At 69.0% G+C, this 15,836-nt stretch carries 18 protein-coding genes; 8 read left to right on the plus strand and 10 right to left on the minus strand.

Translation table 11 applies throughout. The annotated features are described in order from the left end of the window. Positions 1–5: 5 nt before the first annotated feature. Positions 6–2,600 (plus strand): aminopeptidase N, encoded by a 2,595-nt coding sequence (gene pepN / locus ACYVLQ_RS07305; RefSeq protein WP_460696619.1) that lies wholly within the window; start codon positions 6–8, stop codon positions 2,598–2,600. A 34-nt stretch (positions 2,601–2,634) separates the two neighbouring features. Here pepN and ACYVLQ_RS07310 read toward each other — a convergent pair whose 3' ends face one another. Beyond that, the gene (locus ACYVLQ_RS07310) at positions 2,635–3,240 is read right to left on the minus strand and encodes a maleylpyruvate isomerase family mycothiol-dependent enzyme (protein WP_460696620.1); all 606 of its coding nucleotides are present in this window, start codon (positions 3,238–3,240) and stop codon (positions 2,635–2,637) included. Between the two features lie 145 nt (positions 3,241–3,385). Between ACYVLQ_RS07310 and ACYVLQ_RS07315 the strand changes: the two genes are divergently transcribed. The 3 genes from ACYVLQ_RS07315 to ACYVLQ_RS07325 all read left to right on the plus strand — a co-directional run bounded on the left by ACYVLQ_RS07315 (position 3,386) and on the right by ACYVLQ_RS07325 (position 5,324). Continuing rightward, positions 3,386–3,991: a ClpP family protease gene (locus ACYVLQ_RS07315; RefSeq protein WP_460696621.1), complete on the plus strand. Its 606-nt coding sequence runs from the start codon at positions 3,386–3,388 to the stop codon at positions 3,989–3,991. Positions 3,992–4,097: 106 nt separating this feature from the next. Further along, a complete protein-coding gene (locus tag ACYVLQ_RS07320) occupies positions 4,098–4,688 on the plus strand; it encodes a ClpP family protease (protein WP_068023943.1) in 591 nt (196 codons plus the stop codon). A 60-nt stretch (positions 4,689–4,748) separates the two neighbouring features. Beyond that, the gene (locus ACYVLQ_RS07325; RefSeq protein WP_460696622.1) at positions 4,749–5,324 is read left to right on the plus strand and encodes a YdeI/OmpD-associated family protein; all 576 of its coding nucleotides are present in this window, start codon (positions 4,749–4,751) and stop codon (positions 5,322–5,324) included. A gap of 161 nt (positions 5,325–5,485) precedes the next feature. Here ACYVLQ_RS07325 and ACYVLQ_RS07330 read toward each other — a convergent pair whose 3' ends face one another. The 5 genes from ACYVLQ_RS07330 to ACYVLQ_RS07350 all read right to left on the minus strand — a co-directional run bounded on the left by ACYVLQ_RS07330 (position 5,486) and on the right by ACYVLQ_RS07350 (position 8,997). After that, positions 5,486–6,004: a helix-turn-helix domain-containing protein gene (locus ACYVLQ_RS07330; protein WP_460696623.1), complete on the minus strand. Its 519-nt coding sequence runs from the start codon at positions 6,002–6,004 to the stop codon at positions 5,486–5,488. Positions 6,005–6,062: 58 nt separating this feature from the next. Then, positions 6,063–6,533, minus strand: a complete 471-nt coding sequence (locus tag ACYVLQ_RS07335; RefSeq protein ID WP_460696624.1) for a DUF5130 domain-containing protein — start codon at positions 6,531–6,533, stop codon at positions 6,063–6,065. Next, on the minus strand, positions 6,520–6,798 hold the full coding sequence (gene ctaJ / locus ACYVLQ_RS07340; protein ID WP_460696625.1) for an aa3-type cytochrome oxidase subunit CtaJ: 279 nt from the start codon (positions 6,796–6,798) through the stop codon (positions 6,520–6,522). The genes ACYVLQ_RS07335 and ctaJ overlap by 14 nt, the downstream gene beginning before the upstream one ends. Positions 6,799–6,859: 61 nt before the next feature. Next, a complete protein-coding gene (locus tag ACYVLQ_RS07345) occupies positions 6,860–8,467 on the minus strand; it encodes a glycoside hydrolase family 13 protein (protein WP_460696626.1) in 1,608 nt (535 codons plus the stop codon). A 125-nt stretch (positions 8,468–8,592) separates the two neighbouring features. Next, complete coding sequence (locus ACYVLQ_RS07350) at positions 8,593–8,997, minus strand: globin (RefSeq protein WP_460696627.1); 405 nt, start codon at positions 8,995–8,997, stop codon at positions 8,593–8,595. Positions 8,998–9,222: 225 nt separating this feature from the next. Between ACYVLQ_RS07350 and ACYVLQ_RS07355 the strand changes: the two genes are divergently transcribed. Both ACYVLQ_RS07355 and ACYVLQ_RS07360 read left to right on the plus strand, forming a co-directional pair. Beyond that, positions 9,223–9,915 (plus strand): HNH endonuclease, encoded by a 693-nt coding sequence (locus ACYVLQ_RS07355; RefSeq protein WP_460696628.1) that lies wholly within the window; start codon positions 9,223–9,225, stop codon positions 9,913–9,915. Between the two features lie 322 nt (positions 9,916–10,237). After that, positions 10,238–11,194, plus strand: a complete 957-nt coding sequence (locus tag ACYVLQ_RS07360; protein WP_460696629.1) for an NAD-dependent epimerase/dehydratase family protein — start codon at positions 10,238–10,240, stop codon at positions 11,192–11,194. Positions 11,195–11,698: 504 nt separating this feature from the next. Here ACYVLQ_RS07360 and ACYVLQ_RS07365 read toward each other — a convergent pair. Next, complete coding sequence (locus tag ACYVLQ_RS07365; protein WP_460696630.1) at positions 11,699–12,271, minus strand: helix-turn-helix domain-containing protein; 573 nt, start codon at positions 12,269–12,271, stop codon at positions 11,699–11,701. Positions 12,272–12,338: 67 nt separating this feature from the next. On the opposite strand from ACYVLQ_RS07365, the gene ACYVLQ_RS07370 reads away from it, so the two are divergent. Continuing rightward, positions 12,339–13,073 carry an AzlC family ABC transporter permease gene (locus tag ACYVLQ_RS07370; protein ID WP_460696631.1) on the plus strand — a complete coding sequence of 245 codons (735 nt, stop codon included), beginning with the start codon at positions 12,339–12,341 and terminating at the stop codon, positions 13,071–13,073. Further along, on the plus strand, positions 13,070–13,384 hold the full coding sequence (locus ACYVLQ_RS07375; RefSeq protein WP_460696632.1) for an AzlD domain-containing protein: 315 nt from the start codon (positions 13,070–13,072) through the stop codon (positions 13,382–13,384). The genes ACYVLQ_RS07370 and ACYVLQ_RS07375 overlap by 4 nt, the downstream gene beginning before the upstream one ends. 135 nt (positions 13,385–13,519) lie before the next feature. On the opposite strand, the gene ACYVLQ_RS07380 is transcribed toward ACYVLQ_RS07375, so the two are convergent. From ACYVLQ_RS07380 to ACYVLQ_RS07390, 3 genes are all read right to left on the minus strand, one after another. Then, entirely contained in the window at positions 13,520–14,098 is a 579-nt protein-coding gene (locus ACYVLQ_RS07380; protein ID WP_460696633.1) for a DapH/DapD/GlmU-related protein, read from the minus strand. Positions 14,099–14,132: 34 nt separating this feature from the next. Next, positions 14,133–14,822: a hypothetical protein gene (locus tag ACYVLQ_RS07385; protein ID WP_460696722.1), complete on the minus strand. Its 690-nt coding sequence runs from the start codon at positions 14,820–14,822 to the stop codon at positions 14,133–14,135. 376 nt (positions 14,823–15,198) lie between these two features. Continuing rightward, positions 15,199–15,651 carry an acyl-CoA thioesterase gene (locus tag ACYVLQ_RS07390; protein ID WP_460696723.1) on the minus strand — a complete coding sequence of 151 codons (453 nt, stop codon included), beginning with the start codon at positions 15,649–15,651 and terminating at the stop codon, positions 15,199–15,201. Positions 15,652–15,836: the final 185 nt, after the last annotated feature.

Below are 15,836 nucleotides of genomic sequence, written 5' to 3' on the forward strand. Positions count from 1 at the left end.
TCTCCTTGTCCGCACCGAACCTCACCCGCGAACAGGCGGTCGCGCGCGCCGCGACGATCAGCGTGGAGAACTATCGCGTCGAGCTCGACCTGACCGGTCAGCCCACGAGCACCGAGGCGGTAGCGGCGGAGACATTCCATTCGCGGTCCACTGTGACGTTCACGGCCACGCCCGGATCGCAGACGTTCGTCGACATCGTCGCGGCCGGGGTGCGATCGGCGGTGCTGAACGGCGTGGCGCTGGAGATCGGCGAGTACGACGAGTCCGAGGGGCTCACGCTGACCGGGCTCGCCGAGCACAACGAGCTGACCGTGGAGGCAGACTGTGCGTACTCACACACCGGCGAGGGCCTGCACCGCTTCGTCGACCCGACCGACGACAAGGTCTATTTGTACTCGCAGTTCGAAACCGCGGACGCCAAGCGGATGTTCGCCTGCTTCGACCAGCCCGACCTCAAGGCGACCTACGACATCACCGTCACCGCCCCGGAGGACTGGGAGGTCATCTCCAACGGCGCCGCGGTCGAAACACACCAGACCGGCACAGTGGTCCGGCACGTGTTCGACACCACGCCGCGCATGAGCACCTACCTGGTGGCGCTCATCGCGGGCCCGTACGCGAAGTGGACCGACACCTACACCGACGATCACGGCAGCATCCCGCTGGGCATCTACTGCCGGGCCTCGCTCGCCGAATTCATGGACGCGGAGCGGCTTTTCACCGAGACCAAGCAGGGCTTCGGCTTCTATCACCGCAATTTCGGCGTGCCGTACGCCTTCGGCAAGTACGACCAGCTGTTCGTGCCCGAATTCAACGCGGGCGCAATGGAGAACGCGGGCGCGGTCACCTTCCTCGAGGACTACGTGTTCCGCTCCAAGGTGACGCGCGCGTCCTATGAGCGCCGCTGCGAGACGGTGCTGCACGAGATGGCGCACATGTGGTTCGGCGACCTGGTCACCATGAAGTGGTGGGACGACCTATGGCTGAACGAGTCGTTCGCCACCTTCGCCTCGGTGCTGGCCATGACCTCGGCCACCGAATACTCCAGCGCCTGGACCACTTTCGCGAATGTGGAGAAGTCGTGGGCGTACCGGCAGGACCAGCTGCCGTCCACCCATCCCATCGCCGCCGACATCCCCGATCTGGCCGCGGTCGAGGTCAACTTCGACGGAATCACCTACGCCAAGGGCGCTTCGGTGCTCAAGCAGTTGGTGGCCTATGTCGGCCTGGAGCCGTTCCTGGCGGGCCTGCGCGACTACTTCGCCCAGCACGCCTACGGCAACGCTACCTTCGACGACCTGGTGGGTGCGCTCGAAAAGTCCTCCGGCCGTGACCTTTCCGACTGGGGCGCGCAGTGGCTCAAGACCACCGGGCTCAACACCCTGCGCCCGGACTTCGACGTGGACGCCGACGGGAAGTTCACCCGGTTCGCGGTGGTCCAGGAGGGCGCGGCGCCCGGCGCGGGCGAACGGCGCGTGCACCGGCTGGCCGTCGGCGTCTATGACGACCAGGACGGAAAGCTGGTGCGCACCAAGCGAGTCGAACTGGATCTCGACGCCGCGGAGAGCACCGAGGTGCCCGATCTCGTCGGTGTCGCGCGCGGCAAGCTGGTGCTGATCAACGACGACGACCTCACCTACTGCTCGCTGCGGCTGGATCCGGATTCGCTGGACACGGTGACGGCGCGCATCGCGGATATCGCCGAATCGCTGCCGCGCACGCTGTGCTGGTCGGCGGCGTGGGAGATGACCCGGCAGGCCGAGATGCGGGCCCGCGACTTCGTCGCGCTGGTGCAGCGCGGTATCGGCGCGGAGACCGAAATCGGTGTGGTGCAACGGATTCTGATGCAGGCCCACACCGCGCTGGCCAGCTACGCCGAGCCGGAGTGGGCCGCGCGGAACGGCTGGCCGGAATTCGCCGATCGCCTGCTGGAGCTGGCGCGCGCCGCGGCGCCGGGTTCGGATCACCAGCTGGCGTTCGTCAACGCCCTGACCGGCGCGCGGCTGTCGCCACAGCATGTCGAGGTGCTGGCTGCGCTGTACGAGAGCGGCGACCCGGACCGGGTGGGCCTCGCGGGCCTGGTGGTGGACACCGACCTGCGCTGGCGGCTGGTGCAGGCGCTGGCCAAGTCGGGGGCGATCGACGCCGACGACGACGCCACCCCGGTGATCGACGCCGAGCTGGATCGCGATCCCACCGCCGCCGGTCGCCGTCAGGCCGCCGCCGCGACCGCCGCCCGGCCGCAGGCGCCGGTGAAGCAGATCGCCTGGGAGACGGTGATGAACGACGATTCGGTCCCCAACATCACCGCCCGCGCCATCGTCGGCGGATTCGCCCCGGCTGGCCAGGCGGACCTGCTGGCTCCCTACGTCGAGCGCTATTTCGCCGATGTCCCCGCCGTGTGGGAGCGCCGCTCCAGCGAGGTCGCCCAGACCGTCGTCGTCGGCCTCTACCCGCACTGGGCCATCAGTGAGGAGGCGGTCGCCATCGCCGACAAATTCCTCGACGCCGACCACCCACCAGCCCTGCGCCGCCTGGTCACCGAGGGCAAGGCGGGCATCGAACGGTCCCTGCGCGCCAGGGCTTTCGACGCCGAATAACGTCTCGTCGGGGCCAAGGGGAAGGGCGTGCCCTTCAGGCGCTCTCCTCCCCTGGCCCGTCGAGCGGGCGCCCGGTGGCCCGGAGCAGGTGGTCGATGACCGGGCCCCGGACCTCTTGCGCGCCCTCGCCGTAGGTCCAGTCCGCATCGGTGGCCGTCAGCCGCATCCCGCGAACCCGTTGCGGCGCACCGTAGAACCGGCTGCCCAGCACCTGATCGAGCGCGACGACCACCCGCTCGGGCGGAGAGTGGAGGGTGCGGCCGACCGGGCGGGCGATGTCCTGGCCGTGAACGATGATGTCCACCAGCAGATCCGCCACGCCCGCCCCCGGCGCGCGGCGGTGCAGGTCGGCCCCTTCGCGCAGTTGGGCGATCAGCTCGGCGGGGGTGAAGCGCGCGGCGCGCTCGGTGGCCTGCACGGCGGTCATCCGGTTCCAGTCGAGCCTGGCGCGCACGATTCCGGCGATGGTGCCCCACAGCGTATCCCGGTTGGACATGGTGACGTGGGCGAGGACCTCGTGCACCGTCCAGCCGTCACACAGCGATCGCCGCGACCACTCGGATTCGGGCAGGCCGTCGAGATAGTCGGCGAGAGCGAGCCGTTCGGCGCACACCCACGTCCGGATCAGGTCTGGGTCCATGGTCGATCTCCCGGTCGTAGTCACACCGATACCGACGAGTCGGCCCCGCGAAACTCATCGCACCCGCCCGGCTCGCTGCTGTGGGCAGATCTGCTCACAGCAGCGCGGGGCGGATTTCGGGGGTGCGGTCGGGCACCGTGGGGTCATGGCTGACGACAACAAGACCCCGCTTTTCAGCTGGCGCGCCCGCGAGCAACTGCTCAGCCGCCGCGTCCTGGTGCTCGACGGGGGGCTCGACGACGACAACGGCACCCTGCTGGCGACGCAGCTGCTGACCTTGGCCGCCGAGGATCCCGACTCCGGCATCTCGCTGTGGATCCACTCCCCCGGCGGGTCGGTGCCGTCGATGCTCGCGATCCGCGACGTGATGCGGCTGGTGCCCTGCGACGTCTCGACGCTGGCACTCGGATTGGCCTGCAGCGCAGGACAATTCCTGCTCTCCGCGGGCGCCCGTGGCAAGCGGTTCGCGCTGCCGCACGCGCGGATCCTCATGCATCAGGGCTCGGCCGGTATCGGCGGCAGCGCCGGTGAGGTCGAGGTGCAGGCCGACGATCTGCGGCACACCGTCAACACCGTGCTCGGCCTGATCGCCGAGGACACCGGGCAGCCGTTCGAACGGGTCTACGAGGATTCGCTGCACGACCGCTGGTTCACGGCGGAACAGGCACGGGAGTACGGCTTCATCGACGGCATCGTCGACTCGTTCCACCAGGTGATCCCGGAGCGGCAGCGCGTGGGGATCACGGCATGAGCGGACAGGTCCGGAGGCGGCAACGGAGCGTAACCACGCACAGCCCCGCTGATGCCGCAAGACGACGCATGAGCATCCATTTCTCGCGCTTTCAGGAGGCCGCGGCATGACCAGCTACACGATTCCCAATGTCATCGCGCGGGATCCGCGCGGCGAGCGGATCATGGACGTCTACTCGCACCTGCTCACCGAGCGGATCGTCTACCTCGGCACCCCGATCGATTCCGGTGTCGCCAACGCGCTCATCGCGCAACTGCTGCACCTGGACGCCGAGAGCGCGGGCCAGGAGATCAACCTCTACATCAACAGCGAGGGCGGTGACCTGCCCGCCATGCTCGCCGTGTACGACACCATGCAGCACATCTCGTCGCCGGTGGCGACGACCTGCGTCGGCCAGGCCATCGGCGTGAGCGCGGTGTTGCTCGCGGGTGGCGCGCAGGGCCGCCGCAGCGCGCTGGGCCACGCCCGGATCGTCTTGCACCAGCCCGCCGCCAGCGGCCGGGGCGCCATCCCGGACCTGATCATCCAGGCCGACGAACTGGTGCGGATGCGCGCCGAGATCGAGGCCATCCTGTCCGAGCACACGGGTCAGGAGGTGGAAACGCTGCGGCACGACACCGACCGGGACCGAGTGTTCACCGCCCAGGCCGCGATCGACTACGGCCTGGTCGACAAGATCCTCGGGGCGCGCGGCTGACCCGTCGCGGCGGTATCGGAGGCGAATATCCTGTCGTACCCCGGCGATAGCCTGTGTGGTGTGGACGAGATCGACGGTGTGGAGATCATCGCCTTCGCGACTGCCGAGGCGTTCGACGAGTGGCTGGCCGAGCACCACACGCGCCGGGAGGGTGTGTGGATCAAGGCCGCCAAGAAGTCGTCCGGCCTGGCGACGATCACCTCGGACGAGATGGTCGACGCCGGGCTGTGCTACGGCTGGATCTCCGGGCAGCGGCGCGCGCTGGACGAGCGGTACTACCTGCAGAAGTACGTGCCGCGCCGTTCCCGGAGCCTCTGGTCGCAGGTGAACGTGGACAAGGTCGCGATGCTGATGTCCGCCGGGCGAATGCGCGAGCCGGGCCTGGCCGAGGTGCGCAAGGCGCAAGAGGACGGCCGGTGGGCGGCGGCTTACAAGTCGCAGAAAACGGCGACCGTACCGCCCGACCTAGCCACGGCACTGCGGTGCGCCCCGCAGGCCGCGGCCGCCTTCGAGGCACTGGACAAGACCGGACGCTACCGGGTGATCCTGCCGCTCCTACAGGCCCGCACGCCCGAGGCCAGGCAAACCCGGCTCAGCCAGGCCCTACGGGAGTTGATGGACGCGGCCACCCGATAGGGTCGTAGCGGTCGAGCAGCTCGAAAGAGATTGGCGCACCATGGAATCGGCGAACCCTCGAGCCGTCAGCGCCATGAGCACAGGGCCGCGCGGGCATCCTGGGGCGGGCCGATGCGGTGTGAACGCGCCAAGGTTGGCGCGCCGTGGAACCCGGCGAACGCTCAGGCCGCCAGGGCCATGAGCGTCGGGCCCGTGCCGCGCTCGGGCGCGGGACGGCCCGGGGCGTCGGCGCGGGTGAGGTCGAGCCGACGACGACGCTTCCCGGCCACCTCGATGAGGTCCGCGGGAACCGGCCCGCGTGCCCCCACGAACATGGTCGGCACGGCGCTGCGGCGCTGGGCGGCCGACCGGGCCAGGGCCAGCCGACGCTGGCGGCGCAATTCGCCGGCGACCTGCTCGGTGAGTCCGCCGAGCGAGGTGCCGAGCGCACCCGCCAGCGCGGCGATCATCTCGCTGGACGGCTCCTTGCGGCCGCGCTCCACCTCGGACAGGTACTGCGGCGAAACCCCCGCGCGCCCGGCGGTTTCCGCCAGCGTCTCGCTCTGGTCCTGCCGCAGCGAGCGCAACCGCTCCCCCAGCACCTCGCGCCACAGCGGCTCCCGAACCGTTTCGTCCGGCGCCTCGGGCGACCGGTCGTCGCGTCCGCCGGGGATCGAATGAAGTCGCGGCTGCTCGGTCATACCCCGAGCGTAAGGTCCGCCCACGCCATCGCGCCCCCTGATTCCGCTCAGAGCGTAATCAGCTGGGGCGGCCGATGGCGGCTGCCATCACGCGCACGGCCGAGACCAGGCCGTCGATCAGCTCGCCCTGCCGCATCGAGCTGAGCGCGGCCGTGACCCCGAGCTGGCAGATGCGATCGTTGACCCGGTCGGCGACCTCACGTCCGGAGCGGACCTCGACGGCCCGGTCGTTCGGCGAGACGGCGATGAGCACCGAACGCTCCGCTTCAGGGGTGTGCGGGAAGAGCGCGTCGGCGCCGCTCGCGGGCTCCGGGCGCAGGTCGCCGATGTACACCGTGAAGCGCACCTTGGTCGAGCGCGTGGCCTCGGTGAGCGTGTTGTCCATGATCAGCCGCTCGGTGTCGCTGAACGGCGCCTCCTTGAACACGTCGCCGGACTCGTGCACGCCGGAGACGCGCCCGCTGCTGGTGACGGCGTATCCGCGCGGCAGGTCGGCCTCGACCACCGCGGGCCAGTTAGAACTTGCCACTTGCCCGGCCTCCGATCAGATCCGACGCGGCGGATGCGATCGCCGCATGACTGCCATGCGATCCCGCGGAAATGTCGTGACCGAACTTGGTCACCTCGTCCGTCGCGCTCCACAGCACCGGGTCGGCGGTCCACTTGTCACCGAGGTTGTAGTGGACCGGCTTCTCCCCGGGCAGCGGCTTACCGAGATACGACAATCCGGCGATCACCGCGTAGATCACCAGCGGGATGCCGACGAAGATCAGCACTGTCTCGAGAATGCTCACAGCCCAACGGTAGACGATCCGCCCGACCGGATCGCAGACCGGTGAACGTGTCGCGGATCCCTCACACCAGCCAGGCTGCGGCATTCACCGGCAGCCGGTTGCCCACGAGCGGAGCACTGGACAGCAGCACCTCCCCAGGCGGCAGCGGAATCGGCTCGTCGGAGGCGTTGAGCGCGCAGACCAGGCCGCCCGACCGCCGGAAGGCCAGGCACCCCGGCGGGCTGCCGTACCAGTCGAGTTCGTCACCGGCGAACTCCGCACGCTCGGCTCGCAGGTCGATGGCCGCCCGGTACAGCGACAGCGTCGAGTCCAGCCGTTCGAGCTGCGCCTCCACGGTGTGATCGGACCATTCCGGCGGAATCGGCAACCACGGTGTGCCCGTGGTGAATCCGAACGGCGGCCGCTGGCCCTCCCACGGCAACGGCACCCGGCAGCCGTCGCGGCCGCGCTCGGTGTGCCCGGACCGCTCCCAGGCCGGATCCTGCAGCACCTCGTCGGGCAGGTCGTCCACATCGGGCAGCCCCAGCTCGGACCCGTTGTAGACGAAAACCGCTCCCGGAAGCGCCAATTCGAGCAGGATCATCGCCCGCGCCCGATCCACCCCGGCGCTGCCGCCGCCGTACCGGGTGACCTCGCGCTCGACGTCGTGATTGGACAGCGTCCAGGTGGCGCTGGCACCGACCGCCGTCACCGAGGTCAGCGAATTATCCACGGCGGCACGGATCTTCGCGGCGTCGAAGGGGGTCTCGGCGAGGCGGAAGTTGAAGGCGAGATGCAGTTCGTCGGGGCGCACGTATTCGCCGAAGCGGGTGTTGTCCTCCACCCACACCTCACCGATCGACACCGCGTCCGGGTACTCGTCGAACACCTTGCGCAGGCGGCGGTGGATCTCGTGCACGCCGGGGTTGTTGAAGCGCGGATCGTCGTCGTCGTGTTTGAGCATCCGAATGTCGACGCGTGCCATATCGGGCAGCCCGGGCGGCTTGGCCATGCCGTGCGCCACATCGATGCGGAAGCCGTCGACCCCGCGGTCGAGCCAGAAGCGCAGCGTCTGCTCGAAGTCGGCGGCGACCTCCGGATCGTCCCAGTTCAGGTCGGGCTGTTCGGGGGCGAAGAGGTGCAGGTACCACTGGCCCGGGGTGCCGTCGGGCTCGGTCACGCGGGTCCAGGCCGGACCGCCGAAGATGCTCGGCCAGTTGTTGGGCGGCTCGGCGCCGCCGGGGCCGCGGCCGTCGCGGAAGTGGTAGCGCGCGCGTTCGGGGCTGTCGGGCCCGGCGGCCAGTGCGGCGGCGAACCACGGATGCCGGTCGCTGGTGTGATTGGGCACCAGATCCATGGTGATCTTGATTTCCCGGTCGTGCGCCTCGGCGATCAACTCGTCGAACATGGCGAGATCGCCGAATACCGGGTCGATATCGCGCGGATCGCTGACGTCGTAGCCGCCGTCGACCATCGGCGAGCGCATCACCGGGCAGATCCACAGCGCGTCGACCCCGAGCAACTCCAGGTAACCGAGTCGATCCCGCAGGCCGCCGAGATCGCCGACGCCGTCGCCGGTCGAATCCGCGAACGAGCGCGGATAGATCTGGTAGAAGACCGCCGATCGCCACCACGGCACGGCCGCGGGGTCGGTGGACGCGGCCCGCTCCCCGGGGGATGAAGGTGTCACAACGGCTAATAGTGCCAAAGATTTCCGGTTAAAGCCGCCCCTCGACGGGCGTGTTGGCGAGAACTAGCTAACCTTCAGCAGGAATCGGACATCCTCCGGTCCGGGCGCGGTTTTGCGCCATGACCTCAGAACGGCGAATTGACCAGCGAATTCGCCGCCATCTCCAGGTAATCGAGCAGCGCGCGCCGGTGCTCGTCGTCGAGCACCTCCGGTTCGAGCTCGGCGACGGCGATCCGCATGCACCGCAGCCAGGCGTCGCGCTCGATCGGGCCGATGCGGAAGGGCATGTGCCGCATCCGCAGTCGCGGGTGCCCGCGCTCGTCGGAATAGGTGCGCGGCCCGCCCCAGTACTGCTCGAGGAACATGCGCAGCCGACGCTCCGCCGGGCCCAGATCCTCCTCGGGATAGAGCGGGCGGAGCACCTCGTCGCGGGCCACCTCCCGATAGAAGGCCGCCACCAAGCGCCGGAACGTCTCCGCGCCGCCGACCGCCTCGTAGAAAGATGTCGCCGTCTGCTCTCCGGAAGTCATAACACCGCCAGCATATCCGCGCCCCGTCCCGCTTCCCACCCGCCGCCGCCCGCCGACAAGCCGACCCGACATTCACATACCGCCCCCGGGTGTAACCCGGCGTTCACGAACACCACAGCAGGAATGTGTCAAATCAGCTGGCAATGGTGGCGGTTCCATGGTCAACTGATTGGCAGTGTCTGACTCGATACCACACGAACCGGACAAATCGAATTCGGGGTTTCCATGAAGCAGCGGCACGGCGCCCGGTCACACGAGGCGCGGACACACCGACAACTCCAGCCCGCCGACGTCCACAATCGTGGGTCGGGGGCTTCTCCGCTGCATGTCCTGTCCGATAAACGTTCCGCTCCCGGTGCGTATCCGCACCGCACCGTCGAACCCGTTCCGAGCGTCGCCACCTGGGTGAAGCGCCGGGTGTTGCTTCTGAACGCCACCTACGAGCCGCTCACCGCACTGTCCGCGCGCCGCGCCGTCGTGCTCCTGATCTGCGACAAGGCCGACGCCGTCCACCACAATCCCGACGGACCCGTGGTCCACTCCGCGGGCGCGTCTGTCGCCCTGCCCTCGGTGATCCGCCTGCGCAACTACGTCCGCGTGCCCTATCGCGCCCGGGTCCCGATGACCCGCGCGGCGCTGATGCACCGCGACCGCTACCGCTGCGCGTACTGCGGCGGCAAGGCCGAGACCATCGACCACGTGATCCCGCGCAGCCGCGGCGGGCCGCACACCTGGGAGAACTGCGTCGCCTCCTGCGCCCCCTGCAACCACCGCAAGGCCGACAAACTGCTGGCCGAGCTGGGCTGGACCCTGCACCACCCGATGGTCGCTCCGAAGGGTCCACACTGGCGCCTGCTGTCGACCACCTCCGACCTGGATCCGGTGTGGTTGCAGTACCTCGGCGAGGGCGCGGCGTAGGCGAGCGCCCCGCGATTCGGCGCATCCAGCAGCGAAACCAGTTGTCCCGCGCGCCCAGCCAGCTGTGCACGGCGCCAAGCCAGATGCCCACCGCGCGCCCAGCCAGGTGCTCGCCGCGCGCCAGGGCCCGGACGACCTGCTCCACAACGTTTTTCGTGACTAGTCGAAACAACATTGCACGATCGATCGACATGAGCACAACTTCTCGGCTCTCCGGCATCGGCCACCAATAGAGAGCATTGCTCTTGACAGGGGTTCGGTGGCCGGGCATGCTTGTCCGCAGGTTGAGAGCACCGCTCTCTATAGCGAGAGGAGCACACAGATGTCCGAGATACATGTTGTCACCGGAGCGGGGCCCGTCGGCACCACCGTCGCCGAGCAACTCGCTGCCGCGGGGAAGAGCGTCCGCATACTGACGCGGTCCGGGAGCGGTCCCGAGCACCCCCTGATCGAGCGTCGGCGCGTGGATGTCACTCGGCGCGAACAGCTTTCGGCGGCCGTCGACGGCGCGGCAGCGGTCTACCACTGCACACACGGGTCGAAGTACGCCGCGCGCACCTGGTGGGCCGAGTTGCCCGCGGCCGAGCAGATCGTGCTCGAGGTAGCCGGACAGGCCGGAGCCGTGGTCGTATTCCCGGAGAGCCTGTACTCCTACGGCCCGGTGACCCGACCGATGACCGAAACCATGCCTCGCACAGCAGATTTCGGTAAACCCGCCGTGCGGGTCGCGCTGCTGCGGGCGCGTGAGGCGTCACCGACGCCGACGGTCAGCGTCGCGGCCTCGGACTTCATCGGCCCGCACGTGCGGATGTCGCACGCCGGAGAGCGCATGGTCCCGAATATCCTGGCGGGCAAGACCATTCAGATCTTCGGCAAGCCCGACGTGCCACACTCGTTCACCTACATGCCCGACCTCGCCGCGGCGATGATCTCCGCCGCGGCGGACCGCACGTTGTGGAACTCCTTCCTGCACGCCCCGACCGCCCCCGCGGTGACGATGCGCGAACTCGTCGCCACCCTGGCGGCGGCAGCGGGGGTGCGCACACCGAAGGTTTTGGCGCTCCCCGGCTGGGTCCTCCGCACGGCCGGGCTCACCAACGGCATGATGCGCGAGCTGGCCGAGATGAACTACCAGTTCGAGCGCCCTTTCGAACTGGACTCCTCGGCCAGCGAGCACAGGCTCGGCCTGCACCCGACACCGCTGGACGAGGTGGCCCGCGGCACCGTTGCATGGTGGAAATCCGTTGTTGCCCAGGGAAATAACCAGCTCGCCGCATAAGCGACGCACCGGCGACAGCGTGGACGGCGGCGTAGCCATAAACCTCGGAATACAGGATTCCGGCCAAAGCAACCCGGAAATGAAGGGCGAACCATCACGCCGGAAATGAGGAGCGACCATCGCCCCGGATGCGAAGTGGGCAACGACCGCCCCGGATCGAAGGGGCGACCACCACCCCGAAAACAAAGAGCCAACACTCACCCCGGAAACGAACAGGCGACCACCACCCCGAAAACAAAGAGGCAACACTCACCCTGGAAACGAAGAGGCGACCACCACCCAGGAAGCGAACAGGCGACCGCTGCCCCGAGAGAGAAGGTGGGCCCTTCACCCGGGAGCAGAGGGCGACCATCGTGCCGGGAGTGGAAGGTGGACCGTGTTGGGATGACGGAAGGGCATGTGCGGCACCGGGAATCAAGCGGCCACCGGGGCACGGAGTCTGTGGCTGAGGCCGGGGCAAGGTTCCGGCCTTGCGTATTCCGAGGCCGGAAGACGTCATCCGGCTCAGAGGTGTTCGCTGGCCTGGATGGCCCAGGTGCCGGGCTCGAGGGCCTCGAAGATGTGCGGGCGGTCGCCCGGGTAGCAGATGTAGTCGCCGGGGCCGAGTTCGACCGGATCGGCGGCCGGGCCGACCAGGGCACGCCCGGCGGCGAGGATCAGATGCTCGACCTCACCGCGCGAATGGGGTTCGGATCGGCGCGGCTGACCGGGCTCGGCGGAGATCCGGTAGATGTCGCGGCGGGCGTTCGGCGGACTGGCCGCCAGCAGCGCCACCTGGTAGTCGGCTTGCGAGGAGGCCAACACCGGCCCCTCGCCCGCACGGATCACCTGCACCCGCGGGCGCGGCGGGTCGAGCAGGCGGGAGAACGGGATCCCCAGCGCCACGCACAGCGCCCACAGCGTCTCGATGCTCGGATTGCCGACGCCCGATTCCAATTGGGACAGTGTCGATTTCGCAACACCCGCGCGGCGCGCAACCTCGGTGAGCGACAGACCGACACGACCCCGCTCGCGGCGGAGGGCAGCGGCGATGGCCTCCTGCGGGGGCGCGGACTGGGCGGCGTCGGGCTCGGTCATGATGGCTTCAGACAGTACCTCGCGGCGAGATTGACGAGCCTACCCGATAGCGTTCAATATAGTAGTCGTGCGTTCGATATGGCGAACACTCGATCGGAGTGACCTCACCGGTATTGCGACCATCTGCCTGGCGGTCGTGGCCATCGGCGTGTCCTACGGCGCCTCGACCGTGACCTCCGGCATGCCCGCGTGGCTGCCACTGCTCCTCAGCGTCCTGGTGCTGGCCGGGGGCGCGGAATTCCTGTTCGTCGGGATCATCGCCGCCGGTGGCGGCCCGGTCGCCGCGGTGCTGGCCGGGCTGGTTGTCAACGCCCGCCACCTACCGTACGGATTGGCGGTGCCCGATGTGGTGGGCACCGGATGGCGTCGGCTGATCGGCACGCACGTCATGAACGACGAGTCGGTGGCGCTGGCCCTGGCCGAATCCGACCGCGACCGTCGCCGCGCCGCCTTCTGGCTGTGCGGACTCGGAGTCCTGCTGGCCTGGCCGCTGGGCGCCGTGCTCGGGGTCGCGATCGGCGCCGCGGTCCCCGACCCGAACCGGTTCGGCCTCGACGCGGTGTTCCCCGCGGTCTTAGTGGCGCTGGCCCTGCCCGCGATCCGCGGCGACCGGGCAACCCGGCAAGCGGCACTGGTGGGCGCGGCGGTGGCGGCGGGGACCACGCCCTTCCTCGGCGCCGGACTCCCGGTCCTGCTGGCCCTGCCCGCTGTGCTCCTCGCCCTGGGCCGCACCGGGGATACGACCGCCGATGCCGGACCGGACCGCGCGGACGCAGAGCCTTTTCGAGACGAGAGATCATGAACACCACCCTGATCGCAGGTGCGCTCGTCCTGGCGGTGGGCACCTATGCCATCCGCTTCGCGGGCCCGGTCCTGCGCCGCCGCATCACCTTTCCCCCGCGCGTCACCCAGTTGCTCGAGGTGGGCTCGGTGGTCCTGCTGGTCGCCCTCGCGGTCACCGAACTCGTCCCCGCCGGACACCGAGCCGGATTCGCCCTCCCCGCGGGCGTTCTCGTCGCCGTCGTCCTCGCCTGGCGCCGCGCCCCGCTGATCTTCGTCGCCTTCTCCGCAGCGGTCACCACCGCCCTGCTCCGCCTCCTCGGCGCCGCCTGAGCCGGTCAACCGGAGGCTCGGCCATGGTCTCGGCCTACACACGGCGGGGCCGATGCGGCACCGAGCCGGTATTGGTGCGGTTTTTGGCGCTTGACGTGTAATGCGTCGACGATTGCTCATGAACGACTGAGAGCGCTACCAACTCCGACGCACCTCGGCCTTGGGACCGGCCACCAAGCTCCTCGCGGGCACATCGTCGGACACGACCGCTCCCGCGGCGACCACCGCGTCATGGCCGATGCTGACGCCGGGCAGGATCGTCGCCCCGGCGCCGATCCACACGTTCTCCGCCACGTCGATCGGCGCACCGGTGAGGAATCGGCGCCGCTCCTCGGGATCCACCGGGTGGCCGACGGTGATGAAGGTGGCCTGCGGGCCGATCATCACGCCCCTGCCCAACCGGATCCCGGCGTAGTCCAGGAAGGTGCACCCCTGATTGATGAATACGCGCTCGGCCAGGTCCAGGCGAAGTCCGTGATCGGTGTAGAAGGGCGGGTAGATCGTGACGCCCGCCGGAAGCGGACGACCCAGGATCTGTTCGAACAGCGCCGCCTTACCCGGCTCGTCGTCGAAGGGCAGAACGTTGAGCCGGGAGGTCAACGCGGTGACCGCCACGACCCGTTCGTGCATCGCGGTGAACTCGGCGCCGAGAACCCGTTCGCCCTGGGCCAGGAGTTCGGCATCGTGAATCAGCATGAAGTTGTCGCTCGCCATCCCGTCATCCTTGCGCTCACCGGCCGCGCGGTGCTCAGCGGGGCATGAGGGGCATGCCGGGACCACGGCGTCGGGCGACCGAGCCGTAGCGGGCGTCGAGGCGCAGCCAGGTGCGCGCGGTGCGGACGCGGACGATCTCGGTAGGGGCGATACGGCGGGCGTCGGCCTTCTCGCCGGAGTGCGGGATGAAATCCATGGCGGTGAGGGTGAATACGACCCGCATCGGAACCTCGACCCGTTCATCGCCGCCGGTGACCGTGAGCACGGTCTGGTCCAGCAGCGAGACCGGCGGGCCGAGGCCGCTGCCGTGTTCGGCGGCCACCTCCTGGCCGCGTTCGGCGAGTTCTACCAGGCTGCGTGCGGGGACGTCGTCGACATGCACGAAGCCGGTCGTGGGAGGCAGCGCGGTACGCCACGAGGAATCCATCGAAAAGCCCAGGTCGATCGGGCCACCGGCGTCCGGGCCGGTCAGCCCGGACAGGAGCGTGTCTCCACCCACGGTCACATCGTCGACACCCAGCTCGGCGACCACCGTCCGGACCGCCAACACTTCGAAACCCGTTGCCGCCCAGGCCGATACATAACGATCGCCACGGCGCCGCAACCGGATCACGGCCGCCGGATCCAGCCGCGTCGCCCGTGCGGTGAAGGTCGCCAGATTCTCCCGTTCGGCCGGGTCGGGCACCCGCAGCGCCCGCTGATCGGAATGTTCGAACCCCGGCATCATCGCCCCGCCACCCACACCTTCCGCACCGCGCCCAACAGTCGCCATCGAGGGTGCCATCGTCGCAGACGTCACCCCCCACCGCCACGCACCGCCCATCGGCGACACCAACCCACTCGGTGAGTCAGGCGGCTTCGCAGCAAGGACCATTACTCCGACACCCTTAGCGCAGGCACTGGCGTCCGGTCAGTCGGACGCCCACGGATCGAGTACTCACGCGAGGGCCGTCACCAGGCACCAGTGGCGCCGATACTCGCGGCTCCGGGGGCGGTCAGTCGGCTTCGCAGTGGACCAAGCACCCTCCCCGCTGGACGAAGCACCTGCGGCCGAGGCCACTCGGTCGGCTTCCACTGAGCCGAGTATGGCTTCCGGGGTGTCAGTCGGCCTTCCATTGGGCCAGGTAATCGCGTTCGGGGGCGGTTAGGCGGCGTAAGCGCTGGGTGTCGATGTCGAAGGCGGCCAGTTGGGTGCTGGCGATCACCGCGGGAGGCGAGTCGAGGGCGGCGCCGTTCGCGCGCACCTCGTAGCCGATGGTGAAGTCGACCGCGCGCAGCTGATCGATCCACATCGCGATGTCCAGTGGTGTGTCCTCGTGGCGGAGCTGGCTCCGGTAGCGCACGTGCAGATCGGCGAGTACGCATCCGGAGCGCAATCCGGAGGTGGGACGGTCATCGAACAGCCACGGAATCCGCGCCTCCTCGAGCAACGTCACCATCCGGGCGTGGTTGATGTGTTGAAAGACGTCCATATCCGACCAGCGGACGTCGACCTTGGCATGAAAACGCTTGGGCAGCACGGTTGTACCGGTCGTTCTCGCGAGCCCGTTCACCGAACCGACACTCGTCACACTAACCTCCGATCGGATTGCCGTTCCGCCGCGACACTGCCTCCGGAACCGATTCAGCTATCCAGTATGCCGGGTACAGCAGGTGGCGCCGGATCGGGTCACGACTGCGCCAGTGGCGTCATGCCCGATCCGGGCCGGTCAGCGGGGTATCGGAGGGCTTTCTGTGA

It is taken from the genome of Nocardia thraciensis (assembly GCF_054782435.1).